Origin of the sequence: Burkholderia sp. IMCC1007 (genome assembly GCF_027257875.1) — a bacterium.
Taxonomy (GTDB): domain Bacteria; phylum Pseudomonadota; class Gammaproteobacteria; order Burkholderiales; family Burkholderiaceae; genus Burkholderia.
The window spans coordinates 1-25,889 of record NZ_JAPVQY010000053.1 but is presented as its reverse complement, the minus strand read 5'-3'; the positions used below and the strand labels follow the sequence as shown (position 1 = coordinate 25,889).

The following is a 25,889-nucleotide window of genomic DNA, read 5'->3' as shown; positions in this document are numbered from 1 at the left end:
TCGGGTCGCCGCTCGTGCGACCGCTATCTCCACCCGACAGGAATCCGACGATGAGCCAGAACGATCTCGCATTCACGCGCGACAGCCTCTACGGCACGCAGGCCGAACCCAGCTTCGCCGGCGCGACGAGCTTCATGCGGCGGCGCTTCAGCCGCGATCTCGACGGTGTCGATCTCGCGATCACCGGCGTGCCGTTCGATTCGGCCGCGTCGCACCGGCCCGGCACGCGCTTCGGCCCGCGCGGGCTGCGCATCGCATCGTCCGGTATCGCGTGGGAGCGTCCGTGGCCGTGGGGCTTCGATCCGTTCGACGTGCTGGCCGCGGTCGACTATGGCGACTGCGCGTTCGATCTGGGGCAGCCCGAGTCGGTGCCGGGCGCGATCGAGCGGCACGCGGATGCGATCCTGTCGCGCGGCTGCGCGATGCTGACGCTCGGCGGCGATCACTTCATCACGTACCCGCTGCTGAAGGCGCATGCGAAGGTGCACGGCCCGCTGTCGCTCGTGCACTTCGACGCGCACACCGACACGTGGCCCGATCGCGACGTCAAGCGCATCGATCACGGCACGATGTTCTATCACGCGGCGCGCGAAGGGTGGGTCGCGCCCGAACGCTCGGCGCAGATCGGCATTCGCACGACCAACGACGAACCGATGGGATTCGACATCCACGATGCGCGCAGCGTGCACGCGTCGACACCGGCGGCGGTCGCCGCACGCATCCGCGAACGGGTCGGCGATCATCCCGTCTACCTGACGTTCGACATCGACTGTCTCGATCCTGCGTTCGCGCCGGGCACCGGCACGCCGGTCGCGGGCGGGCTGTCGAGCCATCAGGCGCTCGAGATCCTGCGTCATCTGGACGGCATCGATCTGGTGGGAATGGACGTGGTCGAAGTGTCGCCGCCGTACGATCACGCGGAAATCACGTCGCTGGCCGGGGCGACGATCGCGCTGGAACTCATCTGTCTGCACGCGTCGCGCCGTCGCGGCGCGCGGTGACGCCGGCACCACTTCCCGGTGCCGGACCTTTCATTTCTCAAACGCTCAACCTACGGCTGCGAACGCCAGACAAGTCGCAACGATTCGGACGATTTCGAAAATGCGCCGATACCGGGTAATCACCGATATCACGCAAGTTGTATATACAAGATCATCCGCTGGCAATGTCGGCACACGTCGTGCCGGTTGCGCGCCAGCGTGCAGACCATGCGTGCGTGGCGCATGCCGGCGATCCACGGCGCACCGCACACGAAGAGCCGAAAGGGCGGCTCGGCACATTCCTGTCTCGTCCAAACCATTTGCGATCCTCAGTATCTTGGAGATTTACCCGTGTCAACGAATCCCAGTGGAAAAGCCGGCGGCCTGATCGAGGTCCGCTCGATCGATTTCATCCCCGACACCGAACGCCACGGCGGCCTGCTGAGCCAGTTCACGCTGTGGCTGTCGGCGAACATGCAGATCACGGCCATCGTCACGGGCGCGCTCGCGGTCGTGCTCGGCGGCGACGTGTTCTGGTCGCTGGTCGCGCTGCTGCTCGGCCAGTTCGTCGGCGGCGCCGTGATGGCGCTGCACGGCGCGCAAGGTCCGCAGCTCGGGCTGCCGCAGATGATCTCGAGCCGCGTGCAGTTCGGTGTGTACGGCGCGATGATCCCGATCGTGCTCGTGTGCCTGATGTACGTCGGTTTTTCCGCCAGCGGCTCGGTGCTGGCCGGGCAGGCCGTCGCGCGGCTGCTGCACGTCGACGACGCGGCCGGCATCCTGCTGTTCGCCGCGGTGATCATCGTGCTGACCGTGTTCGGCTATCGCGCGATCCACTTCGTCGGCCGGATCGCGAGCGTGATCGGCATCGTCGCGTTCGTCTACATGTTCGCGCAGCTGTTCGCGAACCACGACGTCGGCGCGCTGCTCGCGAACAAGCACTTCTCGCTCGCGAGCTTCCTGCTGTCGATGTCGCTGTCCGCGTCGTGGCAGATCGCGTTCGGCCCGTACGTCGCCGACTATTCGCGCTACCTGCCGCGCGCGACGTCGCCGGTCGCCACGTTTTTCGCGGTCGGCCTCGGCTCGGTGATCGGCGCGCAGGCTGCGATGGTGTTCGGCGTGTTCGCGGCCGCGCTCGCCGGCAGCCAGTTCGCGCATCACGAAGTGTCGTATATCGTCGGCCTCGGCTCGACGGGCGCCGTCGCTGCGCTGCTGTATTTCAGCATCGCGTTCGGCAAGGTGACGGTCACCGCGCTCAACGCGTACGGCAGCTTCATGTCGATGGCGACGATCGTCAGCGGCTTTCGCGGCAAGGGTTCGGTGTCGTCGCGCAGCCGTCTGGTGTACATCGTCGGGATGATCTGCGTGTCGACGCTGATCGCGCTCGCCGGCCGCCATTCGTTCCTGAAGGAATTCACCGCGTTCATCCTGTTCCTGCTCGCGTTCTTCACGCCGTGGAGCGCGATCAACCTCGTCGACTACTACTGCTTCACGCGTTCGCGCTACGACGTGCCGGCGCTGTCCGATCCGGACGGCCGCTACGGCCGCTGGAACGTGATGGCGATCACGATCTACGTGGTCGGCATCCTGGTGCAGTTGCCGTTCATGTCGACGCACATCTATACCGGCGCGCTCGTCGATGCACTCGGCGGCACCGACATCTCGTGGATTCTCGGCCTCGTCGTGCCGGCCGTGCTGTATTACATCGGTGCGCGCGCATCGCGCCGCAGCATCCCCGAGCGCCTGATCCTGCCGCTCGAACGCGGCGAAGTTCAGCACTGACGCATCGCGTCCTCCGACGGGCCGGCATGCCGCCGGCCTGAGCGGCTCGCCGTGCCAGGCCCGGCACGCTCAGCGCGCCGCGCTGCACAGCCGTTTCGTTACCCACGATGCCGGCACGGCAAGACCACCGTGCCCGGCATCGTTTCATTCTCCTTCCATTGAATAGTATGACTAAGAAAATGAACGCACGAGGAACTCGTTCCCGCGCGCGGCCGGCGCACGCCGGTCTGCGCATCGCAGTCGCGACGGCATGCGTCGCCGGTTCGGGCGCGGCCTGCGCGCAGGACGGCGTCACGCTGTACGGCGTGATCGACGAATTCGCGCAGTACGTGAACACCGGCAACGGCTACACGGCGGCGATCGGCTCGGGCGGCCAGTGGGGCAGCCGGTTCGGGATGAAGGGCGGGGAAGACATCGGCGGCGGCCAGAAGATCGAGTTCGCGATCGAGAACGGCTTCAATCCGAACGACGGTTCACTCGCGAGCTCGGGCAGCCTGTTCAACCGGCAGGCGTGGGTCGGCATCGCCGGGCAGTGGGGCAAGGTGCGCGCGGGCCGCCAGAATTCGCCGCTGTTCAACGACCAGGGCGGGCAGGATGCGTTCGGCGGCGTCACGCAGGCGTCCGGCATGGACAACCTGACCGTGTTCTCGTTCCGCACGAGCAATACGCTGTCGTACCAGAGCCCCGAGATCGCCGGGTTCCAGGCCGGGCTGTACTTCGGTTTCGGCGACGCGGGCGGCGTGCGCTCGGCAGGCTCCAGCCAGCAGTTCGACGTGACCTACGAGCATGGTCCGTTCGCGGCGTTCGTCGCCGGGCAGTGGCTGAAGAGTGCGACGGCCGCCACGACCGATCGCACGATCATGGCCGGCGCATCGTATGCGATCGGCAAGGCGACCGTGTACGGCGGCTTCTCGGCCGTGAAGTGGGACGATCTCGGGATCGATTCGCGCGTATACGGGCTGTCGGTCAAGTACCAGCTGAATCCGGCCAATTACGTCGCGCTCGGCTATGCGTATCTGCACGACCAGCGCTCGCACGGCGACAACGCGGACCAGGTCGGGCTGATGTACGAATACGACCTGTCGAAGCGCACGAGCTTCTATGGCGCGCTGTCGTACCTGCGCAACCGCAATCAGGCCGGCTACACGCTCGCCGGCGCGGCGAACCCGGGCTTGCCGCTCGCGTATCCGGGCGCGAACGCACGCGGCGTGCAGCTCGGCATCGTGCATCGGTTCTGACCACGCCGAACGCGGCGGCCCGCGCGGGCGCCGCGTCCTTCCTTTCGCGCGTTCGGTCACGAACGCGTGTGCATTCCTAAACGTTCGGCGAGCGAGTAGCGCTGCATGCAGCGCTCCATCGCATCGAGAAACGCGTGCTCGGCCGCGTTCATCTTGCGATCGCGATGCCACAGCAGGAATACGTCGACGTCGACGAGCCCGTCATCGGGCGGCAGCCGCCACAGCCGCTGCTGCGCGATGTCGTCGCGCACGATGTGCTCGGGCAGGCAACCTATGCCATAGCCCGCGAAGATCAGCCGACGCACTTCGTCGAGGCTCGGCGACGACGCGACGATGCGTCCGGTGAAACCCTTCTGGTCGCGGAACACGGTGAGCGGCGACAGGCTGTCGCCGATCTGGTCGCTCGTAAACGACACGAAGTTCTCCGCGAGCAGATCGTCCATCCGCAATTGCGTCTGCCCGAACAGCCGGTGATGGCGGCCGCAGTAGATCGCGTAGCGCTGGCGCAGGAAGCAGCGCATCTCGAGCTTGTCGTGCGGCGTGCGGCACAGGCCGAGCCCGGCCGTGGCCGTTTTCTGCAGCAGCGACGACAGGATGTCCGACGAGCGCATCACTTCGATCTGCAGATCGATGCGCGGATACGCACGATGGAAGTCGGCGAGGAATTCGTCATAGACGGGCGACTCGATGCGGCTCACGGTCAGCAGGCGGATCGAACCGGTGAGGTCGGCCGTGCTGTCGTCGAGCTCGGTTTCGAGCCGCGACACGCCGCCGTAGATATCGCTCGCGATCCGGTACACGGCTTCGCCGGCCGGCGTCGGCGCGAAGTGCGCGCCGCGCCGCTCGATCAGCTTGCGCTCGAGTGCCTCCTCGAGCCGGCGCAGCGCCTGGCTCACGGCCGGCTGCGTCACGTGCAGGCGTGCGGCGGCGCGGCTCACGCTGCGCTCCTGCATGATCACCAGATAGGTGCGCAGCAGGTTCCAGTCGAGGCGGTCGTTCAGGAAGGGGGCGAGGTCGGCGCGCATCGGATCTCCGGGCGAGGCATCCAGTTAGTCATTAGTTGAATTTATACAGCGAATAATAACTTGAAATTTGACTAATGATTTGCGGTCGCCGATAAAGGAGGGGCGCCGCAGCGTGCGGCGCGAGGCTGCGACAGACGGCCGTCATCACGACATTGCGCGTGCCGCGGCGCGGCGCGCGCCAGGAGCCAGCATGACCCAATCCCTTCCTTCGGCCCGCCAGCCGGCGCGTGCCGCGACCGCCGCGTTCATCGGCACGATGATCGAGTGGTACGACTTCTACATCTACGCGACCGCCGCCGCGCTCGTGTTCGGTGAACTCTATTTCCCGTCGCACGACCGCTTCGTCAGCACGATGGCGTCGTTCGCGACCTTCGCGGTCGGCTTTTTCGCGCGCCCGCTCGGCGGCATCGTGTTCGGCCATCTCGGCGACCGCATCGGCCGCAAGAAGGCGCTGATGACGACGCTGATGATGATGGGCGTCGCGACCGTGTGCGTCGGCCTGCTGCCCGACTACTCGAAGGTCGGCATGCTCGCGCCGGTGCTGCTGGTCGCGCTGCGCGTCGTGCAGGGGATCGCGGTGGGCGGCGAATGGGGCGGTGCGGTGCTGATGGCGGGCGAGCACGCGCCGCAGGGCCGCCGCACGTTCTTCGCGTCGTTCGCGCAGCTCGGCAGCCCGGCCGGGCTGATCCTGTCGCTGATCGCGTTTCGCGCGGTCACGTCGATGGACAAGGCCGACTTCCTCGCGTGGGGCTGGCGTTTGCCGTTTCTCGCGAGCTCGGTGCTGCTGGTGGTCGGCATCCTGATCCGGCTCGGCGTGAACGAGTCGCCGGAATTCGCGCGCGTGAAGGAAGCCAACCGCACCGTGAAGCTGCCGGTCGCGGAAGTGTTCCGCTCCGCGTCGGCGCTCGTGCTGCTCTGCATCGGCGCGAACACGATCGGGATCGCGGGCGTTTATTTCACGAACACGTTCATGATCGCGTACACGACGCAGTACGTCGGCGTGTCGCGCTCGCTGATCCTCGACAGCCTGTTCGCGGTCGCGATCATCCAGTTCATCGCGCAGCCGATCGCCGCATGGATCGCCGAGCGCATCGGCGGCGCGCGCTTCCTGAAGATCGCCGCGTTGCTCGCGATGCTGTCGCCGTACCCGATGTTCGTGCTCGTGCAGGGCGGTACGTCCGCGTCGCTCGTCGCGGGCATCGCATTGGCCGTCGTGTGCATGTCCGGTTTCTACTCGGTGATCGCGGGCTTCGTCAGCGACGTGTTCCCCGCCCACGTGCGCTATTCGGCGATCTCGCTCGCGTACCAGATCTGCGGCGCGATCGCGGGCGGGCTGACGCCGCTCGCCGGCACGTGGCTCGCGCATCGCTTCACGGGCCAGTGGTGGCCGCTCGCGGTGTTCTACACGGGTCTCGCCGGCATCTCGCTGCTCTGCATCGTCGCGCTCGACGCACGTCGCGCGGCCCGGCCGGCTGCCGCCGAAGCGCTCGGCTCGCATTGACCTTCAACGAACGAATTCATCGGAGTGCAAATGAAAGACCTGCTGGAAATCGACGGCGCCCGTCTGTGGCAGAGCCTCGTCGACATGGCGCGTATCGGCGCGACGCCGCGCGGCGGCGTGCGGCGCCTCGCGCTGACCGACGACGATCGGCGCGGGCGTGACCTGTTCGCGCAGTGGTGCCGCGACGCGGGGATGACGGTGAGCGCCGACGCGGTCGGCAACCTGTTCGCGCGGCGCGAGGGCCGCGACCAGCACGCCGCGCCGGTGCTGATCGGCAGCCATCTGGACACGCAGCCTGAAGGCGGGCGCTTCGACGGCGTGTACGGCGTGCTCGCCGCGCTCGAACTCGTGCGCACGCTGAACGACGCGGGTATCGCGACCGACAAGCCGATCGAGATCGTGTCGTGGACCAACGAGGAGGGTGCGCGCTTCGCGCCGGCGATGCTCGGTTCGGCGGTCTTCACCGGCGCGCTGCCGCTCGACGACGCGCTCGCGAAGCAGGACGCCGACGGCGTCACGCTCGGTGCCGCGCTCGATGCGTGCGGCTATCGCGGCACGCGCGTGCCCGGCGGCGCGGTCGACGCGTATTTCGAAGCGCATATCGAACAGGGGCCGGTGCTGGAAGCGAACGACACGACGATCGGGATCGTCACGGGCGGGCAGGCGATCCGCTGGCTCGACGTGACGGTGACGGGCGTGGCCGCGCATGCGGGCACGACGCCGATGCCGTATCGGAAGGACGCGTATTTCGCGAGTGCGCAGATGGCGCTCGAACTGGAGCGGATCGTCGCCCGCTACGCGCCGCGCGGGCTCGCGACGATCGGGCAACTCGGCATTCGCAACGCGTCGCGCAACACGATCGCCGGCGACGTGACGTTCACCGTCGATCTGCGTCATCACGACGATGCGCAAGTCGATGCGATGGAGCGCGCGTTGCGCGACGCGTGCGCGCATGTGGCCGCCACGCGTGGCGTGAAGGTCGCGATCGACACCTGCTGGCGCAGCCCGGCGACGCCGTTCGACCCAGCGTGCGTCGAACTCGTCGCGCGCGCGGCAGACGCGTTCGGCTACACGAACGAGCGCATCGTGAGCGGCGCCGGTCACGACGCGATCCTGCTCGCGCGCTGCGTGCCGACCGCGATGGTGTTCATCCCGTGCGTCGACGGGCTGTCGCACAACGAGGCCGAGGACGCATTGCCCGACGATGTGACGCGCGGCACGAACGTGCTGCTCGACGCGGTGCTCGCGCGTGCGGGCGTCGCGACGCCCGCAGCTGCTAAGACACTCACGGCAGCGCACGAAGCGTGACGCCGCATACCGACGAGGACTCCCGATGAAAACCTATTTCCATCCCGAACAATTGCTGCACCATCCGCGCAGCTATCTGTCGCGCGGCAAGATGCGCGAGCCGCAGGAAGTGCCCGAGCGCGCGGCGCGCCTCGTCGCGGCCGTCCGCTCGCTCGACTTCGACGTGCGCGAGCCGGCCGAGCGCGGCACCGCGCCGATCGCGGCCGTGCACGACATGAACTACCTGCGCTTTCTCGAGGAAGCGCACCGCGACTGGAAGCGGATGCCGGACGACTGGGGCGACGAAGTGATGTCGAACGTGTTCGTGCGCGATCCGAATCCGCTGCGCGGCGTGCTCGCGAAAGCCGCGCGCTATCTGGCCGACGGCAGTTGCCCCGTCGGCGCGAACACGTGGCGCGCCGCGTACTGGTCGGCGCAAAGCGCGCTCGCGGCCGCGGCGGACGTCAACGACGGCGCGCGCGATGCCTACGCGCTGTGCCGGCCGCCCGGCCATCACGCACGTCGCGATGCGGCGGGCGGCTTCTGCTACCTGAACAATGCGGCGATCGCCGCGCAGGCGCTGCTCGGCCGCCATCGGCGCGTCGCGATTCTCGACACCGACATGCATCACGGGCAGGGCGTGCAGGAAATCTTCTACGGCCGCGACGACGTGCTGTACGTGTCGATCCACGGCGACCCGACCAATTTCTACCCGGTCGTCGCCGGCTACGAGGAGGAGACGGGCGCGGGGGCCGGCGACGGCTTCAACGTGAACCTGCCGATGCCGCACGGCGCGCCGGAATCGACGTTCTTCGAGCGGCTCGACGACGCGCTGCGCGCGCTCGCGCGGTTCCAGCCCGATGCGCTCGTGCTCGCGCTCGGTTTCGACATCTACAAGGACGATCCGCAATCGCAGGTGGCCGTGACGATCGACGGCTTCGGTCGGCTCGGCGGCGCGATCGGCGCACTCGGCTTGCCGACGGTGATCGTGCAGGAGGGCGGTTACCACCTCGAAAGCCTCGACGCGAATGCGCGCGCGTTCTTCGGCGGGTTCGCAGGCGCGCGCTGATTGAAGCGCCGGTGGGGGCCGGGTCGCGTACCGATGCGTTCAAGTTCTGCATGTGAGCCGACAATCCGCGGGTACGTGGCACCGAGGGATGAAGGCGGGCCGAACGATGGACGCCATCGGCCGAATGCGCGTGCGTCGCGCATGCGGCGGATGCCGAAAGCGAAAAAAAAACGGCCGCATTGCGCGGCCGTATCAATGAATGCTGCCAGTTTGATCGACCCGCGAGCATTGCGGGCGCGAATGCGCGGCAGTCAGTAATTCAGGAATTCGCGGCGACCGGCGCGCGGCGGCGCTGGACGACCTGCAGTGCGACGAGTGCGAGCCCGGCCGCGGCGATCAGGCCGCCGACGAGCGGCACGGCCCCATAGCCGAAGCCGGCCGAGATCGCTGCGCCGCCGGCCGCCGCGCCGACCGCGTTGCCGAGGTTGAATGCGCCGATGTTCACGGCCGATGCGAGGCCCGGTGCTTCGTGTGCGGCGCGCATCACGCGCATCTGCAGCGGCGGGACCACCGCGAACGTCGCGACACCCCATACCAGCAGCGTGACGGCGGCGCCGACATGCGTGCGGCCGAGCAGCGGGAACGCGGCCATCGTCGCGATCAGCAGCAGCAGGAAACCGGCCAGCGTGCCGTCGAGCGAGCGGTCGGCCAGGCGGCCGCCGGCGATGTTGCCGATCGAGAAGCCGACGCCGATCAGCACGAGCATCGCGGTCACGAAGCCGGGCGTCGCGCCCGTCAGGTGTGCGAGCGTCGGGGCGACGTACGTATAGAGCGTGAACATCGCGCCGGCGCCGAGCACCGTGGTGGCGAGCGCGCCGAGCACGACCGGGCGCGTCAGCACCGACAGTTCGGCACGCAGGTTCGGCATTTTGCCGGCTTCGCCCTTCGGCAGCGCGGCGAACAGGCCGGCGATCGCGATCACGCCGAGGCCCGCGGTTGCCGCGAACGACATGCGCCAGCCGATCATCTGGCCGAGCCAGGTCGCGGCCGGCACGCCGCCGACGTTGGCGATCGTGAGGCCCATGAACATCGTCGCGACGGCGCTGGCCTGCTTGTCGCGCGGCACGAGGCTCGCCGCGACCACCGAGCCGAGCCCGAAGAACGCGCCGTGGTTGAGGCTCGTGACGAGCCGCGCGAGCAGCAGCGTCGTGTAGTCGGGCGACACGGCCGACAGCAGGTTGCCGATCGTGAAGATCGACATCAGCGCGATCAGCGCCGAGCGACGCGACCAGCGCGCGAGCAGCAGCGTCATCAGCGGCGCACCGACCATCACGCCGATCGCGTACGCGCTGATCAGCATGCCGGCCTTCGGAATCGAGACGTGCACGCCGTCGGCGATCACGGGCAGCAGGCCCATCGGCGAGAACTCGGTCGTGCCGATGCCGAACGCGCCGGCGGCGAGTGCCAGCAGCGGCAGCGCGGCGCTGCCGCCCGGGCGGGAAGGAGAAGAAGTCGTGGGGTTCACGCGAAGTGCTCCTGTAAGCGTTGGGCAACGGCATCGCGCCGTTGAGGACAGGCTGAAGTGTGCCTGCATTACTTTTGCGAAAAAAGCCGCATGCGGGCGAAATTATCTTGATTTCATGTCAAGAATGCGGACTCGGCCGATGTGGGCGCCCGGCTCGCAGCACGGGGTTTTCGGCGATTGGCATGCGAGCGATGATCGGGCGCGCGAATGGACCCGTGCTCGACGAATGGATTACGTCGCCGGAGCAGCGAGGTTGTAGGGTGCGGCGGGGCGATCGTGGACGACGTGCACGGCCGGGGCACGGCTGGTTTCCGGAGCGATGCCGGTGGCCGTTCGTGGCCGTCGGCGGCCGCGACGAAGCGATCGGACGACGCGCTCCCGCGACCGTCATTTCGTGCCGCAAGCGTGCCGCATCGACGTCGCGCACCCGTTGCCGGGGTGGTCGAAGCGCAAAAAAACCCCGATCACAGGGGGACCGTGACCGGGGTGGAAAAGCATCCTCTCTTTGGCACGAGGGCTGGATGCGCGCGCAGTATATTTCGCTCCCTAACAATTCGAAGTGTCGTTAAACGCCCGTTTTTGGTGTCAATTTAAAAATACCGGCGCGGCGGCATGGTTCGTCATCGATATGAAAGGATTGCCGCCAATTTGTGCCGCAGTTTGGGGGCGTCGCGATGGCGAGCGCGGTGGTGGGGCCGCTTCGGATGTTCCGCCTGCCGATCCTGCGGTTTCTCTGCTCAGTCCGCGTATCCGCTCGCTTCGCGCGCGGCTTCGGCGAACCGCGCGACAACCGGCGACGCCGACGCCGACGCCGACGCCGGCGCGCCGCCGACCCCGAACGCGGCGGTCGGACCGCTTCGGATGTTCCGCCTGCCGATCCCGCGGTTTCTCTGGTCAGTCCGCGTAACCGCTCGCTGCACGCACGGCTTCGACGAACCGCGCGACGACCGGTGACGCCGACGCCGGCGCGCCGTCGAACACGAACTCGATGTCGAAGCGACTCGCGAGTTCGTCGAGTGCGACGAGCCGGACCGTGTTCGGACACGTCGGCGCCGCGCTCTCCGGCACGAACGCGCAGCCCATGCCGGCCGCGACGAGGCCGATCAGCGTCGGGATGTCGCTGCCGACCTGCGCGATGCGCGGCGCGAAGCCGGCCCGCTCGCATTGCGCCATCACGAACCGGTGGTGCGCGGCGGAGCGTTGCGCGTCGAACCACACGAACGGCTCGTGCGCGACGTCGGCCAGCGCGCGCGGCGCATCGAAGCGCGCGCCGGGCGGCGCGGGCATCGCTAGCACGAAGCGGTCGCTCAGCAACCGCACGCCGGACAGGTGCGGCGCCTCATCGCGACGCCATGCCATGATGCCGCCGTCGAGCTGGCCGCGCGTGAGCGCCGCCGCCTGCTCGGCCGACAGCATCGGCGCGATCGACAGTTTCACGTCCGGGCATGCGTCGCGAAAGGCTTTCAGTACGTCGGCGACGATGGGCAGCGGCAGGCAGTTCGGCAGTGCGCCGAGCCGCAGTTCGCCGAGCTGGCCGGCCGCGCAGCGCAACGCGCGCTCGCGGCTGTCGTGCAACGTCGCGAGCAGGGCGGTCGCGTCCTGCAGGAAGCTCGCGCCGGCCGCTGTCAGCGTGACTCCCGTCGTGCGGCGGATCAGCAGCGGCGTGCCGATCGCTTCCTCGAGTTCGCGGATCTGACGCGACAGCGCCGGCTGGACGATGCCGGCCGCGCGGGCGCCGGCCATCACGCTGCCGGCTTGCGCGACCGCCACGAAATAACGCAGGTGACGCAGTTCGATCTGGCGCATGCGGCGCGGGCTCCGGTTCCAGTTGAGAGAATATGCCTACAGAGCATAGCAAACGCCATTCGATGGTATTGGAAAGCATGGTGTACGTGCCGTACGATGGTTTCCGTTGCTGCCGTGGCTCACCGTCGGCGCGCGCCCCCTCCGTCATCCGTCACCCTGTTCCGCACCATGCCCCTTCATATCCAGACTCCGTATATCCGTTCGCAAATCGCGTCGCGTCGGCTCGGCACGAACGTCCTGCTCAAGCTGGACGCATTGCAACCGTCCGGTTCGTTCAAGTTGCGCGGGATTGGCGCCGTCTGCGAAGCGCGGCACGCGGCCGGCGCGCGACGGTTCGTGTCGTCGTCGGGCGGCAATGCGGGCATCGCTGTCGCGTACTGCGGCCGCGAGCTCGGCGTGCCGGTGCTCGTCGTCGTGCCGGAAAGCGCGTCGGCCCGCGCGCGGGAGCTGATTCGCGTGGAGGGTGCCGAGGTCGTCGTGCACGGCGCGAGCTGGGCAGAGGCGAACGCGTTCGCGCTGTCGGCCGTCGGCCCGCACGACGCGTTCGTGCATCCGTTCGACGACCCCGTGCTGTGGCGCGGGCACGCGACGATGATCGACGAGATGGCGGCCAGCGGCCCGAAGCCGGATGCGGTCGTGCTGGCAGTCGGCGGCGGCGGGCTGCTGTGCGGCGTGCTCGAAGGGCTCGCGCGCAACGGCTGGCACGACGTGCCGGTCGTCGCAGTCGAGACGGAAGGCGCCGACTGCTATGCGCGTTCAGTTGCGCAGGGGCAGGCGGTCGAGTTGCCGGCGATCGCGAGCATCGCAACGTCGCTCGGCGCGAAGCGGCCGTGCGATGCGGCGGTCGAGTGGGCGACGCGGCACGCGATTCATCCCGTCGTCGTGTCGGACGCGCAAGCGGTGGCCGCGTCGCTGCGGTTGCTGGACGAGCACCGGATCGTCGTCGAGCCCGCATGCGGCGCGGCGCTGGCTGCGCTCGACGCGTCGGTGCCGGTGCTCGGATCGGCGTCGAATATCGCGGCGATCGTCTGCGGTGGCGTGACGGCGACGGTCGAGTATCTGCAGACGCTGAACACGACGTTGAGGTAACGCGGGAAGGCCGGGTTGCCGGAGATTCCGGCAGGTACTGAACGTAGGGCGCGCGGGGCGGGCGCGGCGCGTCGACGTCGATCGTCAGTTGCGTCGTATCGACGATACGTGACGAGCTGCCGACGTGCGATCGGTCAGGTCGTTGGACGGTGCGGAGAACGGGGATCGCGCCGCGCCCCGAGAGGCGCGGTGCACGGTGGCGGAACGCGCGTTAGTTGGCGGCCTGTACGCTTGTACCGTTCGGCGCCGACGATGCGGCCGAGTCGGCGGCGGCAGGCGCGGTGTTCGACGACGCGGAGGCGGACGTCGTGGACGCAGGCGCCGGCGCAGATGCGGTCGATGCCAGGGTGGCTGCGGGAGCTGGCGTAGCGGCTGGCGACGAAGCGGGCGCCGAAGTTGATGCGGGAGCGGAGGCCGAAGCGCTAACCGAAGCCGAAGCGCGAACTGCAGCCGACGCAGGAATCGAAGTCGAAGCAGCGACCGAGGTGGAAGCAGGAACCGGGGCGGATGCAAGAACCGAGGCAGGAGCGGCAACCGAGGCAGGAGCAGCAACCGAGGCGGGAGCAGGCGTCGTGGCCGAAGCAGTCGGCGGGGTCGGAGCACGTACCGACGCCGAAGCAGGCACCGATGGCGAAGCAGGCACCGAGGTCGAAGCAGGCACCGAGGTCGAAACAGGCCCCGACGTTGAAGCAGGCCCCGAGGTCGAAACAGGCCCCGAGGTCGAAACAGGCCCCGAGGTCGAAGCAGGTCCCGAGGTCGAAGCAGGCCCCGAGGTCGAAGCAGGCCCCGAGGTCGAAGCAGGCCCCGAAGCCGGAGCCGTAGCCGAAGCCGGAGCCGCAGCCGCAGCCGAAGCGGAAGCGGAAGCGGAAGCGGAAGCGGCAGCAGCAGAACCAGGCGCCGAAACCGAACCAGGCACGGCACTCCGCATCGCCCCCGGCGCGACCACGGCCGAAGCAGCGCCAGGCACGGCCGGCACCACCGGCGTCCCCGTCGCCGGTGCGACGCCCGGCACCGAAAGCGGCACCGGCGCGGCGGGCGGCGTCGGCACGACCGGCGTCGTCATCTTCATCGGCTCGCCCTGCGGGGTCGGCGCGGGCTCGGGCAGCGGCGTGACCGGCTCCTTCTCGGCCGCCTTCACGGATGCACGATCGCGGCGGGCCGGATCGACCTTCAGGAAATGCTCGACGAGATTGAAGAAGCGCTCATAGAACACGCCGGCCGGAATCGTCTCGCTCGCGGTCTTCACGAGCGCATCGTCGCTCGACCCGATCGGCAGCGACAGCGAGCCGAACACGCTGAGCCCCACGCTCGCCGACGTATTCGACTTCTTCAGCGTGTAGCGATCCTGCACCGCGTTCACGTACGCGATGCTCGACGAGCCGTCCGCGTTCGCGTCCGCGCACACCACGTGAAACTCGATCACGACGTGCATGTCGTTGTTCGGCTGGAAATTCTTGCTGCCGTCGACCGCATCGTTGCGCGACGACGACACCACATAGCCCTGGCTCAGCAGCGCGCGCCGCGCGGCCTCGCAGGCCGCGTCGGATTTGGAGCGGAACGTGTGCGCGTACGGGCTGCTGCTCGCGTCGAACTGTTCCTGCTGGTAGATCGGCTTGGGCGGCGACGAGCACGCCGCCAGCACGGTCGCGGCCGCGAGCGCGCACGAAACGGAAAACAGGCGAAATCGGTTGTGCATGGCGTCTTTCAAAAGGCTCGGCGAGATGCCGTGCGTGGGCTGCGGGTGCAGGGCGCGCACATCGCGCAACGGCGGTGCCTGCGCGGCGCGCGGGCCAGTTCCACGAGCAATCTCGTATGGCCGGGGCGTTATTATAGTTTCGTTTGATGTCGCGCTCGCTTCAGCCGGCCGACGCGGGCCGTGCGGCGACGAGCCGTGACGCCAGCGGATGGTGTTCGCCGCGCCGCGAGCGGATCGCGTGGATTTCCTCGGTCACGTCGCCCGCGCGGCCCAGCCGGCGCAGCCCGCGCAGCAGCGACGCATCGTTCGCCCCGAGTTCGCTGAGCGGAAATACGCCGAGGCCGCGCGCGGCGAATACGGCCATCAGCGCGCTGTCCTCGAATTCCCCGACCACGCGCGGGACGATCCGCTCGCGCTCCAGCCATAAGTCCAGACGCGCGCGCAACGCCGAATGGGCGGTCGGCAGCAGCACCGGCAATTCAGCAAGGCATTGCGGAAAGCGCTGTCGCGCGGCCGGCGTGACGAGCGCCGCGGGCCCGTACCAGTCGACCGGCGACGCGACGAGCCGCTCGCTCGTCACACGCAGATTCGACCCCGACGGCGCGCCCTGGCCGGCCAGCACGAGATCGAGATGGTGCAGCGCCAGCTCCGCGAGCAGCGCATCGTGTTCGCCTTCGTGGCACAGCAGCCGCAGAGTGGGCGTATCGAGCACCGGCGCGAGGATCGCATGGGCGGCCAGCTTCGAGATCCCGTCCGCAAGGCCGACCGCGAGCCGCACGGTCGGCTGGCTCGCCGCCGCGCGCACTTCGTCGGGGATCTGTCGCCCCATTTCGAAGATGACTTCCGCGCGCGCATACGCGGCCTGCCCGGCGTCGGTCATCGCGACGCCGCGCCCGGCCGGGCGCAGCAACTGATGGCCGAGCGATTTCTCGAGCTCTCGCACCTGCGCGCTGATCGTCTGCACGGCCATGTCGAGCCGCTCGGCGGCGCGCGCGAAGCCGCCTTCCTTCACGACGACCCAGAAATAGTACAAATGTCGAAAATTCAGCATCGGATCGTTATTTCGCAAAAACCGAACCAAATGTCACATTTTCTCTGATTTTTACGAAGTCATGGGTTCCCTATCATCGGGCTTTCCAACTTTCGTATCGGCCCTTTTCATGGATACCCTGCTGACGCTCGCCGCCGATCCCGCCGTCTGGGCGGCGCTCCTGACGCTCGTCGTGATGGAAGTCGTGCTCGGCATCGACAACCTGATCTTCATCTCGATCCTCAGCAACAAGCTGCCCGAAGCGCAGCGCGCCCGTACGCAGCGCGTCGGCATCGCGCTCGCGCTCGTGATGCGCCTCGCGCTGCTCGGCAGCGTCGCGTGGATCGCGAGCCTCACCACGCCCGTGTTTACGCTGTTCGATCACGCGTTCTCGTGGCGCGACCTGATCCTGCTGTCGGGCGGCCTGTTCCTCGTGTGGAAGGCGACGACCGAGATCCATCACCACGTGTCGCGCGACGGCGACGCGGACGGCGCGTCCGGCGGCGCGGTCAGCCTCACGATGTGGGCGGCGATCGGCCAGATCGTGATGCTCGATATCGTGTTCTCGATCGACAGCATCGTGACCGCGATCGGCATGACCGAGCACATCCCGATCATGTTCGTCGCGGTGATCGTCGCGGTGAGCGTGATGCTGTTCGCCGCGCAGCCGCTCGCGCGCTTCATCGACCGCAACCCGAGCGTCGTGATGCTCGCGCTGTCGTTCCTCGTCGTGATCGGCATGACGCTGATCGCGGAAGGTTTCGGCTCGCACGTGCCGAAGGGCTATATCTACGCGGCGATGGCGTTCTCCGCGTTCGTCGAGGGCATGAACATGCTGGCGCGGCGCGCGAAGGCGAAGCGCGCGGCGCGAGTCGAAGGTCACTGAGCCACCGAATCAGCGTGCGGGAGGCCGGCCTCGGCAGGCTTGCCCGCGACGCGGCATTCGCAACCCAAGGAGAAGCGCGATGAAATGTCCGGTCTGCAAGACGCCCGACCTGCTGATGGCCGAGCGCCGGTCGATCGAGATCGATTACTGTCCGACGTGCCGCGGCGTGTGGCTCGATCGCGGCGAACTCGACAAGCTGATTGCGCGTGAAACCGGCGATGCGCCGGCGCGTCGTGACGACGCGCCGATGCGGCACGATGCGCTGCCACCGCGCTCGCGTGACGAGGGCTGGGGCCGCGACGGGCGTTCGCACGACGATCGTTTTCGGCACGACGGCCGGCGCCGCAAGAAATCGGTGTTCGACCTGTTCGACTTCGATTGATCGCGGCGGTGCGCATGCACCGCGCCGCGCGTGGCACGCATGTTGTAAAAAGCCCCGTCAGGCAGCGCGCCTGGCGGGGCTTTTTGCATGCGCATCGCGCGATGGCGTGCGCCGGCGCTTACGCGTTGCCGGCCGTCACGTCGATGCGGCGCGGACGCGTTTCTTCGCGACGCGGAATCGTCAGCGTGAGCACGCCGTCGCGCAGGTTCGCGTCGATCCTCGACGTGTCGAGATCGGGGCTCAGCACGAAGGTGCGTGCATAGCGCGGCGCGTGCATTTCGGCATGCCGTACGCGCAGCTCGGCCGGCGTGTCGATGCGCGTGTCGGCTTCGATCGTCAGCGTGTTGTCGTGCACCTTCACGTCGAGGTTTTCGCGCGGCACGCCGGGCAGGTCGGCGCGCAGGGTGACGCGCTGCTTGTCCTCGACGATGTCGACGGCCGGCGCGATCGCGGGCCGGCGCGCGGCGTCCGAGGCGGCGGCAGCAGCAGCTTGCGTGGCACCGGCCGGGCGTTCGGTCACGGTCTGGCTCGTATTCATGTCGTTCTCCTGAAAGTTACTGGACGGTGATCGCACGCGGCTTCGATGCCTCGCGCCGGCCGACGCGAATCAGCAGGCAGCCGTTTTCGTAGCGGGCGCTGACGTTGTCGGCATCGGCGTTCTGCGGCAGTTCGACGACGCGGCGGAACGTGCCGTGAAAGCGTTCCTGCGCATAGCTGCGCACATCGTCGCCGGCGTCGCGCGGCGCGGGCTTGCGTTCGCCGCTGATCGTCAGCAGCTCCTTGTCGATCGAGACGTCGAAGTCGGCCGCGCTCATGCCGGGTGCGAATGCGACGATCTCGATTGCATCTTCGGTAGTACCGACGTTCAGCGCGGGGAACGCGCCGGGACGCACCGCGCGGATACCGGTCGGCAGCTCGCCGAACAGGCCCGCTATCTGCCGCTGCAGGCGGGCGAATTCGTCGAACAGGTCGTTGCCGTTATAAATGCCGCTCATGGAATTCCTCCGGAACATGAAACGCGAAAGACGCGACGACGCGACGCCGATGGCGAGTGCGATACGCGGCTTTGCGCCGAGTCGAAACGGGGGCAGTGCGTGTGACGGGCGCTGCCGGGTAACCGGTAATTAGAGGCCGCGTCAGCGGTTTTCAAGAGGGAAATTGCAATCTGCATCAACGTGTGACGACGCGAATCGACGGGAATCGATGCGACAATCGTCGTGCTATCCACAGACCACGGAGACGGGACGCACATGGACATTCAACGCATCGCGATCGTCGGGGCCGGCGTGATCGGCGCGAGCTGGGCGGCTTTCTACCTGTCGCAGGGCTTCGACGTCGTCGCGACCGATCCCGCGCCGCAGGCGGACACGCGGCTGCGCGACGCGCTCGCCGCGTTTCTCGGCGAGCGGGCGGCCGCACTTTGCGCGCGGCTGTCGTTCGACGCCGATCTCTCCCGCGCGCTCGACGGCGTCGACTTCGTACAGGAAAACGGCCCCGAGCGGCTCGACCTGAAGCGCGCGCTGTATCGTCAGATGGACGACGTGCTGCCCGCGCACGTCCCGATCGCGTCGAGCTCGTCGGGCCTGAAGATGTCCGAGATCCAGACCGCATGCGACAAGCATCCGGAGCGCTGCCTGATCGCGCATCCGTTCAACCCGCCGCACCTGATTCCGCTCGTCGAGCTGGTCGGCGGCGATGCGACGGATGCCGGCGTGATCGCGCGCGTGAAGGCGTTCTACGACGCGCTCGGCAAGCAGACGATCGTGCTGAACAAGGAAATGACGGGCCACGTCGCGAACCGGCTCGCGGCCGCGCTGTTTCGCGAGGTGTATCACCTCGTCGGCGAAGGCGTGGTGAGCGTCGCCGATGCGGACAAGGCAGTCGCGTGGGGCCCGGGCTTGCGCTGGGGGCTGATGGGGCAGTGCCTGACGTATCACCTCGGCGGCGGCGCGGGCGGGATCGCGCACTTCCTCGAACATCTGTCGGGGCCGATCACGACGTGGTGGGACGATCTCGGTACGCCATCGTTCGATCCGGACGTCGATCGCAAGCTGAACGACGAACTGCGCGCGATCCAGGGCGAGCGCTCGATGCAGGAACTCGCTGCCGAGCGCGACCGGCTGCTCGTCGAACTGATCGACGCGCGACGCCGCAGCTTCCTGCCCTGAACCTGTCGCCGCGCTGCGCGGCGACTATTGCTGAACGCTCGTCTGCGGGCGCTACGGTCACGCGCGCGACAGCCGCGGCTACAGCTCGGCCGCCGCCGCGATCAGCGTCGCTTCGAGCGCGAGCGTCGAGCGCGATGCGGCCGCCGGCCGGTCGATCACGTATTCGAGTTCGCCGAGTTCGGGCAGCCCCGCGTCGAGCCGCGCGAGCCCGGCCGGAATCACGTAGCCGGCGAACGCGCTGACGCCGAGCCCCGCGCTCGCGGCCGCGCGCAGCACCGCGATGCTGCTGCTCACGACGGCGATCCGGTAAGGCCGGCCGACCGCCTCGAGCGACTCGAGCACGCGGCGGCGCGACACGCTCGGCTCCGGGTGCATCGCGAGCGGCAGCACGGCCTCGTGGCCGGTAAGGCGCGAATCGGGACCGGTGCACCAGTAAAGCGGCTCGCTGCGGATCACGCGGCCGCGCCGGCTGCCCGCGACGCGCTTCGCGAACACGAGATCGTGGCGGCCTTCGTCGAGCGCGTCGAACAGGTCACCCGACAACCCGGTCGAGATCGCGAGCTCGACTTCCGGATTGCGCTGCACGAAGCTCGCGAGCGCGGCCGTCAGGTGCGCGGACGCGAAATCCTCCGACATCGCGAGCCGCACCTTGCCCGACAGCGGCGGCCCGCATACCGACGTGACGGCCTCGTCCATCAGCTCGAGGATGCGCACCGCGTAGCGGAACAGCGCGTCGCCGTGCTGCGACAGGTGCACGTTGCGCGTGTCGCGCTCGAACAGCGGCCGGTCGAGCAGCTCCTCGAGGCGGCGGATGTGCTGGCTGACGGTCGACTGCGACAGGCTCACGCGCTCGGACGCGGCGGTGAAGCTGCCGGACTGCGCGACGGCGACGAAGCTGCGCAGCAGCTCGGGCGGTAAGGGACGCATTGCTAAATCCACTGAATCGGTTTCGACAACTTCATAAATGGCCGGATCGTGCGGGGCTAGTATCGGATCACGCGCCAGTGCGGCCCCTGCGAACCGGGGGGCGCATCGGACGCGTCGCCCGTGTCGCGCCGCCGACTGTATCGGTCAGTCTAAGCCATCCGGCGTCCGGCCCGAAACCGCATCATTCCATCGACCCCGAGAACGCGCTCGCACGACGAGCCGCCGGGCCGCGGCGCCCCGCCGCAGGAGACAGACCATCCGCGCGCGGGATTGCGTGCGGGCGCTGGCTCTTGCAGGTGTCAGGCGTCCGTCACGAAGAGACTGGAGACGACTCATGATCATCTACGGAACCGCGCTGCTGGCGTTCTGCCATCTGGCCGGGCTGTTCCTCGGCGACCTGCTGGGCACCGCGATCGGCGTGAAGACCAACGTCGGCGGCGTCGGCATCGCGATGCTGCTGCTGATCTGCCTGCGTTTGTGGCTGCACCGGCGCGGCTGGCTGCCGAAGGAGACCGAGGCCGGTGTCGGTTTCTGGGGCGCGATGTATATCCCGGTCGTCGTCGCGATGGCCGCCAACCAGAACGTCGTCGCCGCGCTGAAGGGCGGCCCGGTCGCGCTGCTCGCTGCGATCGGTGCGGCCGCGATCTGCGCATGCTGCATCGCGGTACTCGTGCGCACGGGGCGCGACGACACCGCCTTCGCGGGCGTGCCGCAATTCGAAGAACAATAACGGAGGCCGCCATGCTGCAGATGCTCGAAAAAACCGTCGCCCACAACGGGCTCGTCGCGTCGTTCGCGCTGGTCGGCCTGATCATGTGGCTGTCGTCGATCGCGTCGCGCAAGCTCACGTTCGGCCGCGTGCACGGCTCCGCGATCGCGATCGTGATCGGTCTCGTGCTCGCCTACGTCGGCGGCGCCTTCACCGGCGGCGAGAAAGGGCTGGCCGACGTCAAGCTGTTCGCCGGTATCGGCCTGATGGGCGGCGCGATGCTGCGCGATTTCGCGATCGTCGCGACCGCGTTCGAAGTGCAGCCCACCGAGGCGCGCAAGGCGGGGCTCGTCGGCGTCGTGTCGCTGCTGCTCGGCACCGTGCTGCCGTTCATCGTCGGCGCGTGCATCGCGCGTGCATTCGGCTACACCGATGCGGTCAGCATGACGACCATCGGCGCGGGCGCCGTCACCTACATCGTCGGGCCGGTGACGGGCGCGGCGATCGGCGCGAGTTCCGACGTGATCGCGCTCAGCATCGCGACGGGGCTCGTGAAGGCGATCATCGTGATGATCGGCACGCCGGTCGCGGCCAACTTCATGGGCCTGAAGACGCCGCGCTCCGCGATGATCTTCGGCGGCCTCGCCGGTACCGTCAGCGGCGTGAGTGCCGGGCTCGCCGCGACCGATCGCCGCCTCGTGCCGTACGGCGCGCTGGTCGCGACGTTCCATACCGGCGTCGGCTGCCTGCTCGGGCCGTCGGTGCTGTTCTTCACGACGCGCGCACTGGTCGGCGCGTAGCCGTCACGTCCGATTCGGGCGGCCCGCGCGTGCGGCCGGCACGCGTGCGCCGTAGCGGGCCGCATCCATCGCGGCGTCCTCTGAGTCGCATTCGTCAACTTCATCAATCGGCGGCGGCACCAGGCTTAGAATGCCGCTGAACCATCGAAGCGGGAGAACTGTTCATGACGGGATGGAATCACGCGCGGCAGGCGCGCGATGCACGCCTCGCGGCCGGTGCGGCTTTCGCGCGCGGCAAGCGGGTCGATGCGCGCGACGCCGTCGCGTTGCTCGAAGCGGTGCTGCGCCCCGGCGACCGCGTTTGCCTCGAAGGCGACAACCAGAAGCAGGCCGACCTGCTCGCGACGGCGCTCGCCGACGTCGACAGCGCGAAGGTGCACGACTTGCACATGGTGCAGTCGGGCGTCGTGCTGCCCGAGCATCTCGACGTGTTCGAGCGCGGGATCGCGAAGCGCCTCGATTTCGCGTATTCCGGCCCGCAGTCGCAGCGGATCGCGAAGCTGCTGTTCGGCGGCAAGATCGCGCTCGGCGCGGTGCACACGTATCTCGAGCTGTTCGCGCGCTACTTCATCGACCTCACGCCGCAGGTCGCGCTGATCGCCGCGGTCAGCGCCGACGCCGACGGCAACCTGTACACCGGCCCGAACACCGAGGACACGCCGACCGTCGTCGAAGCCACCGCGTTCAAGGACGGCATCGTGATCGCACAGGTCGACCGCATCGTCGACAAGGTGCCGCGCGTCGACATTCCCGGCGATCGCGTGCACTTCGTCGTCGAGGCCGGCCGGCCGTTCTACGTCGAGCCGCTGTTCACGCGCGACCCGGCCGCGATCACCGAGACGCAGATCCTGACCGCGATGCTCGCGATCAAGGGCATCTACGAGCCGTACGGGATCAAGCGCCTGAACCACGGGATCGGCTTCAACACGGCCGCGATCGAGCTGCTGCTGCCGACCTACGGCGCGAAGCTCGGGCTGAAGGGCAAGGTCTGCACGCACTGGGCGCTCAATCCGCACCCGACGCTGATTCCCGCGATCGAATCGGGCTGGGTCGAGCAGGTCCACTGCTTCGGTTCCGAGGTCGGGATGGACGACTACATCCGCGCGCGCTCCGACGTGTGGTTCACGGGCCCCGACGGGTCGTTGCGCTCGAACCGCGCGTTCTGCCAGACGGCCGGCCTCTATGCATGCGACATGTTCATCGGCTCGACGCTGCAGATCGACCTGTCCGGTCATTCGTCGACGGTCACCGCCGAGCGGATCGCCGGCTTCGGCGGCGCGCCGAACATGGGCAGCGATGCGCGCGGCCGGCGCCATCCGAGCGAGCCGTGGCTGAAGGCCGGCGCGGAAGCCGACCCCGACACGCCGGCGGCGCTCAGGCGCGGCCGCAAGCTCGTCGTGCAGATCGGCGAGACGTTCGGCGACAAGAACGTGCCGATGTTCGTCGAGAAGCTCGACGCGCTGAAGCTCGCGGACAAGCTGCAGCTCGATCTCGCGCCGATCATGGTCTACGGCGACGACGTCACGCACATCGTCACCGAGGAGGGGATCGCGAACCTCTTGATGTGCCGCGACAAGGACGAGCGCGAGCATGCGATTCGCGGCGTGGCTGGCTATACGGAAATCGGCCGTGGCCGCGACAAGAAGATGGTCGAGCGCCTGCGCGAGCGCGGCGTGATCCGCCGCCCGGAGGATCTCGGCATCGATCCGCTCGACGCCGACCGCCGCTGGCTCGCCGCGCGTTCGATCAAGGATCTCGTGCACTGGTCGGGCGGCCTGTATGCGCCGCCGGCCCGGTTCCGCAACTGGTGAGGAAGAGGGCATGGAACAGTTGAACTACCGCTTCACCGCGCGCGAGCGCGCGAAGGGCGAACTGGCCACGGCGCTCGTCGGCGTGGTCGCGTCCGGCAATCTCGAGGTGCTCGTCGAGCGCGTGCTGCCGGGCAACGAATGCGAGATCGACATCCGCACCGCGGCGGTCGGTTTCGGCGCGGTATGGCAGGCCGTCGTGTCGGACTTCGTCGAACGGCGTACGCCGGGCGGCCTGAAGCTGTCGATCAACGACGGCGGCGCGCGGCCCGACATGGTGTCGCTGCGGCTCGCGCAGGCCGTGCGCGCGATCGAGGGGGACGCATGATGACCGACATTCATGACACCCACGACGCCCATGATGCCCCGGCGTTCGTCGCGAGCGGCGCGAGCTGGTACGAAGCGTCGGCGCGCCAGCGTGTCGACGGGCTGCTCGATGCGGGCAGCTTCACCGAATTTCTCGGGCCGGGCGAACGCGTGACGAGCCCGCACCTGCCGCTGTTCGACCTGCCGCAGCAGTTCGACGACGGGATGGTGGTCGGCCACGGCCGGCTCGACGGCCAGCCGGTGTTCGTCGCCGCGCAGGAGGGCCGCTTCATGGGCGGCGCGTTCGGCGAAGTGCACGGCGCGAAACTCACGGGGCTGCTGCGCGCGGCGCGCGAACTCGGCACGCCGGTGCTGATCCTGTTCGATACGGGCGGGGTGCGGTTGCAGGAAGCGAACGCGGGCGAACTGGCGATCGCCGAGATCATGCGCGCGCTCGTCGAAGCGCGCGCGGCCGGCGTGCCGGTGATCGGGCTGATCGGCGGCCGCGCGGGCTGCTACGGCGGCGGCGGTCTGCTTGCCGCATGCTGTTCGGCGCTCGCGGTGTCGGAGCAGGGGCGTATCAGCGTGTCGGGGCCTGAAGTGATCGAGACCAATCGCGGCGTCGAGGAATTCGACGCGAAGGACCGCGCGCTGATCTGGCGCACGATGGGCGGCAAGCATCGCCGGCTGATCGGCGGCGCGGATCGCTACGTGGCCGATACGCCCGACGCGTTTCGCGCGGCCGCGCTCGAACTGCTCGGCCGTGCGCCGAAGTTCGATGCGGCGATGCTGCGCGCGGAGCAGGCGCGTCTCGAGGCGCGCGTCGAACGGTTCGGCGCATGCAAGGATGCGCTCGACGTGTGGCGTGCGCTCGGCGCGGACGAGCCGGAAGCGATTCCCGGCATGCCGGACGACGCATTCGCGAAGCTCGCCGACCAGTTACAGGAGCAGAAATGAAACGACCCCCACGCTCACTTCGTTCGCTGTCGACCGGAGTTGGCGCTTCAGCGCTTACTCCGGTCCCATGCACGGCTCCCCGCGAGGGGGCGCCTGCCGTCCACGGCCTGCTTTGCAAAGCCGGCCGGCTGCGCGGGCGCGGAGCGATGCTCCGCGAATTCCCCGCTACGCCCCTCGGGGCGGCCCGGCGGGAGGCGGCATGACGCTCGATGAAGTACTGACCTCGCTGTTCCCCAAAGGCCATTCGATCGCGCGAACGGGCGGGTTGCTCGCGGGCCACGCGGAGCTGGCCGGCACGCGCGTCGACGTGATCGGCGTAGCCGACCGCTTGCCGTTCGGCATCGACGAAGCCGTGACGCTCGCGTCGCACGTGCTCGACACGATCGAGCGCGGCGGCGATACGCCGATTCTCGTGCTGGTCGACAGCGACAGCCAGCGGATGAGCAAGCGCGACGAACTGCTCGGGCTGAACGAATGCCTGTCGCATCTCGCGAAATGCCTGATGCACGCGGAGCTCGCCGGGCACCGCACGGTCGGCCTGCTGTACGGCCATACGGCCGCGGGCGCATTCATCGCGACCGCGCTCGCGACGCGCACGCTGCTCGCGGTGCCGGGCGCCGAGCCGGCAGTGATGGACCTGCCGTCGATGTCGCGCGTGACGAAGCTGCCGATCGACGTGCTGAAGGAGATGGCGCGCTCGACGCCGGTGTTTGCGCCGGGGCTCGACAACCTCGTGAAGATGGGCGCCGTCGATGCCGTGCTCGATCCGGCCCGCTCGCTCGGCGCGCAGGTCGGCGAATGGCTCGGCAAGCCGGCCGAGCGCGTCGATGGCCGTGCGGCGCGCGGCCGGCCGGTCGCGGCCGACGTCGCGAAGCGCGTCGAGGCGCTTGCGCGTGCCGCACGCTGACACACCGCTGCGCCGCCACACGCTCGTCACGCTGACGACGCGCGGGTGGCGCGACGCGGGCGCCCGCGACC

Annotated in this window: 23 protein-coding genes and 2 pseudogenes; 17 read left to right on the top strand and 8 right to left on the bottom strand. The window is 68.6% G+C overall.

All coding sequences use genetic code 11. From position 1 onward, the window contains the following. Positions 1-50 precede the first annotated feature (50 nt). From speB to O1Q03_RS31460, 3 genes are all read left to right on the top strand, one after another. On the top strand, positions 51-1,001 hold the full coding sequence (speB, locus tag O1Q03_RS31470) for an agmatinase (protein WP_269508279.1): 951 nt from the start codon (positions 51-53) through the stop codon (positions 999-1,001). A gap of 330 nt (positions 1,002-1,331) precedes the next feature. Continuing rightward, positions 1,332-2,762, top strand: a complete 1,431-nt coding sequence (locus O1Q03_RS31465) for a purine-cytosine permease family protein (RefSeq protein WP_269508278.1) — start codon at positions 1,332-1,334, stop codon at positions 2,760-2,762. Positions 2,763-2,929: 167 nt separating this feature from the next. Next, the gene (locus O1Q03_RS31460) at positions 2,930-4,000 is read left to right on the top strand and encodes a porin (RefSeq protein WP_269508277.1); all 1,071 of its coding nucleotides are present in this window, start codon (positions 2,930-2,932) and stop codon (positions 3,998-4,000) included. A gap of 56 nt (positions 4,001-4,056) precedes the next feature. Here the strand turns inward: O1Q03_RS31460 and O1Q03_RS31455 are convergent, their stop codons facing one another. Then, positions 4,057-5,025, bottom strand: a complete 969-nt coding sequence (locus O1Q03_RS31455; RefSeq protein ID WP_269508276.1) for a LysR family transcriptional regulator — start codon at positions 5,023-5,025, stop codon at positions 4,057-4,059. Between the two features lie 190 nt (positions 5,026-5,215). On the opposite strand from O1Q03_RS31455, the gene O1Q03_RS31450 reads away from it, so the two are divergent. Genes O1Q03_RS31450 through O1Q03_RS31440 form a run of 3 tightly spaced genes read left to right on the top strand, consistent with a single transcriptional unit; the run spans position 5,216 to position 8,882 of the window. Next, on the top strand, positions 5,216-6,526 hold the full coding sequence (locus tag O1Q03_RS31450; protein ID WP_269508274.1) for an MFS transporter: 1,311 nt from the start codon (positions 5,216-5,218) through the stop codon (positions 6,524-6,526). Positions 6,527-6,556: 30 nt separating this feature from the next. Further along, positions 6,557-7,834 carry a Zn-dependent hydrolase gene (locus O1Q03_RS31445; RefSeq protein WP_269508273.1) on the top strand — a complete coding sequence of 426 codons (1,278 nt, stop codon included), beginning with the start codon at positions 6,557-6,559 and terminating at the stop codon, positions 7,832-7,834. A 25-nt stretch (positions 7,835-7,859) separates the two neighbouring features. Continuing rightward, positions 7,860-8,882: a histone deacetylase family protein gene (locus O1Q03_RS31440; RefSeq protein ID WP_269508272.1), complete on the top strand. Its 1,023-nt coding sequence runs from the start codon at positions 7,860-7,862 to the stop codon at positions 8,880-8,882. A 259-nt stretch (positions 8,883-9,141) separates the two neighbouring features. Here O1Q03_RS31440 and O1Q03_RS31435 read toward each other — a convergent pair whose 3' ends face one another. Continuing rightward, positions 9,142-10,347, bottom strand: a complete 1,206-nt coding sequence (locus O1Q03_RS31435; RefSeq protein WP_269508271.1) for an MFS transporter — start codon at positions 10,345-10,347, stop codon at positions 9,142-9,144. 894 nt (positions 10,348-11,241) lie between these two features. Then, positions 11,242-12,153 (bottom strand): LysR family transcriptional regulator, encoded by a 912-nt coding sequence (locus O1Q03_RS31430; RefSeq protein ID WP_269508270.1) that lies wholly within the window; start codon positions 12,151-12,153, stop codon positions 11,242-11,244. Between the two features lie 168 nt (positions 12,154-12,321). Between O1Q03_RS31430 and O1Q03_RS31425 the strand changes: the two genes are divergently transcribed. Further along, positions 12,322-13,242 carry a pyridoxal-phosphate dependent enzyme gene (locus O1Q03_RS31425; RefSeq protein WP_269508269.1) on the top strand — a complete coding sequence of 307 codons (921 nt, stop codon included), beginning with the start codon at positions 12,322-12,324 and terminating at the stop codon, positions 13,240-13,242. Positions 13,243-13,741: 499 nt separating this feature from the next. Here O1Q03_RS31425 and O1Q03_RS31420 read toward each other — a convergent pair. Both O1Q03_RS31420 and O1Q03_RS31415 read right to left on the bottom strand, forming a co-directional pair. After that, a pseudogene (locus tag O1Q03_RS31420) lies at positions 13,742-14,938 on the bottom strand (DUF2242 domain-containing protein); the annotation flags it as partial. Between the two features lie 160 nt (positions 14,939-15,098). Next, a complete protein-coding gene (locus tag O1Q03_RS31415; RefSeq protein WP_269508265.1) occupies positions 15,099-15,989 on the bottom strand; it encodes a LysR family transcriptional regulator in 891 nt (296 codons plus the stop codon). 109 nt (positions 15,990-16,098) lie between these two features. Here O1Q03_RS31415 and O1Q03_RS31410 point away from each other — a divergent pair, with 109 nt between their 5' ends. After that, complete coding sequence (locus O1Q03_RS31410; protein WP_269508263.1) at positions 16,099-16,854, top strand: TerC family protein; 756 nt, start codon at positions 16,099-16,101, stop codon at positions 16,852-16,854. A gap of 79 nt (positions 16,855-16,933) precedes the next feature. Continuing rightward, a complete protein-coding gene (locus O1Q03_RS31405; RefSeq protein ID WP_269508262.1) occupies positions 16,934-17,236 on the top strand; it encodes a TFIIB-type zinc ribbon-containing protein in 303 nt (100 codons plus the stop codon). Between the two features lie 118 nt (positions 17,237-17,354). Here the strand turns inward: O1Q03_RS31405 and O1Q03_RS31400 are convergent, their stop codons facing one another. Next, the gene (locus O1Q03_RS31400) at positions 17,355-17,774 is read right to left on the bottom strand and encodes an Hsp20/alpha crystallin family protein (protein WP_269508260.1); all 420 of its coding nucleotides are present in this window, start codon (positions 17,772-17,774) and stop codon (positions 17,355-17,357) included. 16 nt (positions 17,775-17,790) lie between these two features. Further along, complete coding sequence (locus O1Q03_RS31395; protein WP_269508258.1) at positions 17,791-18,231, bottom strand: Hsp20/alpha crystallin family protein; 441 nt, start codon at positions 18,229-18,231, stop codon at positions 17,791-17,793. Positions 18,232-18,486: 255 nt separating this feature from the next. On the opposite strand from O1Q03_RS31395, the gene O1Q03_RS31390 reads away from it, so the two are divergent. Further along, on the top strand, positions 18,487-19,404 hold the full coding sequence (locus tag O1Q03_RS31390; RefSeq protein WP_269508255.1) for a 3-hydroxyacyl-CoA dehydrogenase NAD-binding domain-containing protein: 918 nt from the start codon (positions 18,487-18,489) through the stop codon (positions 19,402-19,404). A gap of 78 nt (positions 19,405-19,482) precedes the next feature. Here O1Q03_RS31390 and O1Q03_RS31385 read toward each other — a convergent pair whose 3' ends face one another. Next, positions 19,483-20,331 carry a LysR substrate-binding domain-containing protein gene (locus O1Q03_RS31385; RefSeq protein WP_269508254.1) on the bottom strand — a complete coding sequence of 283 codons (849 nt, stop codon included), beginning with the start codon at positions 20,329-20,331 and terminating at the stop codon, positions 19,483-19,485. Positions 20,332-20,665: 334 nt separating this feature from the next. Here O1Q03_RS31385 and madL point away from each other — a divergent pair, with 334 nt between their 5' ends. From madL to O1Q03_RS31350, 7 genes and pseudogenes are all read left to right on the top strand, one after another. Continuing rightward, entirely contained in the window at positions 20,666-21,061 is a 396-nt protein-coding gene (gene madL / locus O1Q03_RS31380) for a malonate transporter subunit MadL (protein ID WP_269508253.1), read from the top strand. A gap of 11 nt (positions 21,062-21,072) precedes the next feature. Beyond that, positions 21,073-21,840 (top strand): malonate transporter subunit MadM, encoded by a 768-nt coding sequence (madM, locus tag O1Q03_RS31375; RefSeq protein WP_269508252.1) that lies wholly within the window; start codon positions 21,073-21,075, stop codon positions 21,838-21,840. Positions 21,841-22,004: 164 nt separating this feature from the next. Then, entirely contained in the window at positions 22,005-23,651 is a 1,647-nt protein-coding gene (gene mdcA / locus O1Q03_RS31370) for a malonate decarboxylase subunit alpha (protein WP_269508250.1), read from the top strand. A gap of 10 nt (positions 23,652-23,661) precedes the next feature. Then, the gene (gene mdcC, locus O1Q03_RS31365; protein WP_124829594.1) at positions 23,662-23,976 is read left to right on the top strand and encodes a malonate decarboxylase acyl carrier protein; all 315 of its coding nucleotides are present in this window, start codon (positions 23,662-23,664) and stop codon (positions 23,974-23,976) included. Then, complete coding sequence (locus O1Q03_RS31360; RefSeq protein WP_269508246.1) at positions 23,973-24,911, top strand: biotin-independent malonate decarboxylase subunit beta; 939 nt, start codon at positions 23,973-23,975, stop codon at positions 24,909-24,911. The genes mdcC and O1Q03_RS31360 overlap by 4 nt, the downstream gene beginning before the upstream one ends. 199 nt (positions 24,912-25,110) lie before the next feature. Then, positions 25,111-25,818, top strand: a complete 708-nt coding sequence (gene mdcE / locus O1Q03_RS31355) for a biotin-independent malonate decarboxylase subunit gamma (protein WP_269508244.1) — start codon at positions 25,111-25,113, stop codon at positions 25,816-25,818. Then, positions 25,805-25,889: pseudogene (locus tag O1Q03_RS31350) on the top strand (malonate decarboxylase holo-[acyl-carrier-protein] synthase); the annotation flags it as partial. The gene mdcE and the pseudogene O1Q03_RS31350, both read left to right, overlap by 14 nt.

Coding starts and splice junctions, on each gene's coding strand:
- speB (WP_269508279.1), top strand. CDS start 51: ATGAGCCAGAACGATCTCGCATTCACGCGCGACAGCCTCTACGGCACG.
- O1Q03_RS31460 (WP_269508277.1), top strand. CDS start 2,930: ATGACTAAGAAAATGAACGCACGAGGAACTCGTTCCCGCGCGCGGCCG.
- O1Q03_RS31455 (WP_269508276.1), bottom strand. CDS start 5,025: ATGCGCGCCGACCTCGCCCCCTTCCTGAACGACCGCCTCGACTGGAAC.
- O1Q03_RS31450 (WP_269508274.1), top strand. CDS start 5,216: ATGACCCAATCCCTTCCTTCGGCCCGCCAGCCGGCGCGTGCCGCGACC.
- O1Q03_RS31445 (WP_269508273.1), top strand. CDS start 6,557: ATGAAAGACCTGCTGGAAATCGACGGCGCCCGTCTGTGGCAGAGCCTC.
- O1Q03_RS31440 (WP_269508272.1), top strand. CDS start 7,860: ATGAAAACCTATTTCCATCCCGAACAATTGCTGCACCATCCGCGCAGC.
- O1Q03_RS31430 (WP_269508270.1), bottom strand. CDS start 12,153: ATGCGCCAGATCGAACTGCGTCACCTGCGTTATTTCGTGGCGGTCGCG.
- O1Q03_RS31425 (WP_269508269.1), top strand. CDS start 12,322: ATGCCCCTTCATATCCAGACTCCGTATATCCGTTCGCAAATCGCGTCG.
- O1Q03_RS31415 (WP_269508265.1), bottom strand. CDS start 15,989: ATGCTGAATTTTCGACATTTGTACTATTTCTGGGTCGTCGTGAAGGAA.
- O1Q03_RS31410 (WP_269508263.1), top strand. CDS start 16,099: ATGGATACCCTGCTGACGCTCGCCGCCGATCCCGCCGTCTGGGCGGCG.
- O1Q03_RS31405 (WP_269508262.1), top strand. CDS start 16,934: ATGAAATGTCCGGTCTGCAAGACGCCCGACCTGCTGATGGCCGAGCGC.
- O1Q03_RS31400 (WP_269508260.1), bottom strand. CDS start 17,774: ATGAATACGAGCCAGACCGTGACCGAACGCCCGGCCGGTGCCACGCAA.
- O1Q03_RS31395 (WP_269508258.1), bottom strand. CDS start 18,231: ATGAGCGGCATTTATAACGGCAACGACCTGTTCGACGAATTCGCCCGC.
- O1Q03_RS31390 (WP_269508255.1), top strand. CDS start 18,487: ATGGACATTCAACGCATCGCGATCGTCGGGGCCGGCGTGATCGGCGCG.
- O1Q03_RS31385 (WP_269508254.1), bottom strand. CDS start 20,331: ATGCGTCCCTTACCGCCCGAGCTGCTGCGCAGCTTCGTCGCCGTCGCG.
- madL (WP_269508253.1), top strand. CDS start 20,666: ATGATCATCTACGGAACCGCGCTGCTGGCGTTCTGCCATCTGGCCGGG.
- madM (WP_269508252.1), top strand. CDS start 21,073: ATGCTGCAGATGCTCGAAAAAACCGTCGCCCACAACGGGCTCGTCGCG.
- mdcA (WP_269508250.1), top strand. CDS start 22,005: ATGACGGGATGGAATCACGCGCGGCAGGCGCGCGATGCACGCCTCGCG.
- mdcC (WP_124829594.1), top strand. CDS start 23,662: ATGGAACAGTTGAACTACCGCTTCACCGCGCGCGAGCGCGCGAAGGGC.
- O1Q03_RS31360 (WP_269508246.1), top strand. CDS start 23,973: ATGATGACCGACATTCATGACACCCACGACGCCCATGATGCCCCGGCG.
- mdcE (WP_269508244.1), top strand. CDS start 25,111: ATGACGCTCGATGAAGTACTGACCTCGCTGTTCCCCAAAGGCCATTCG.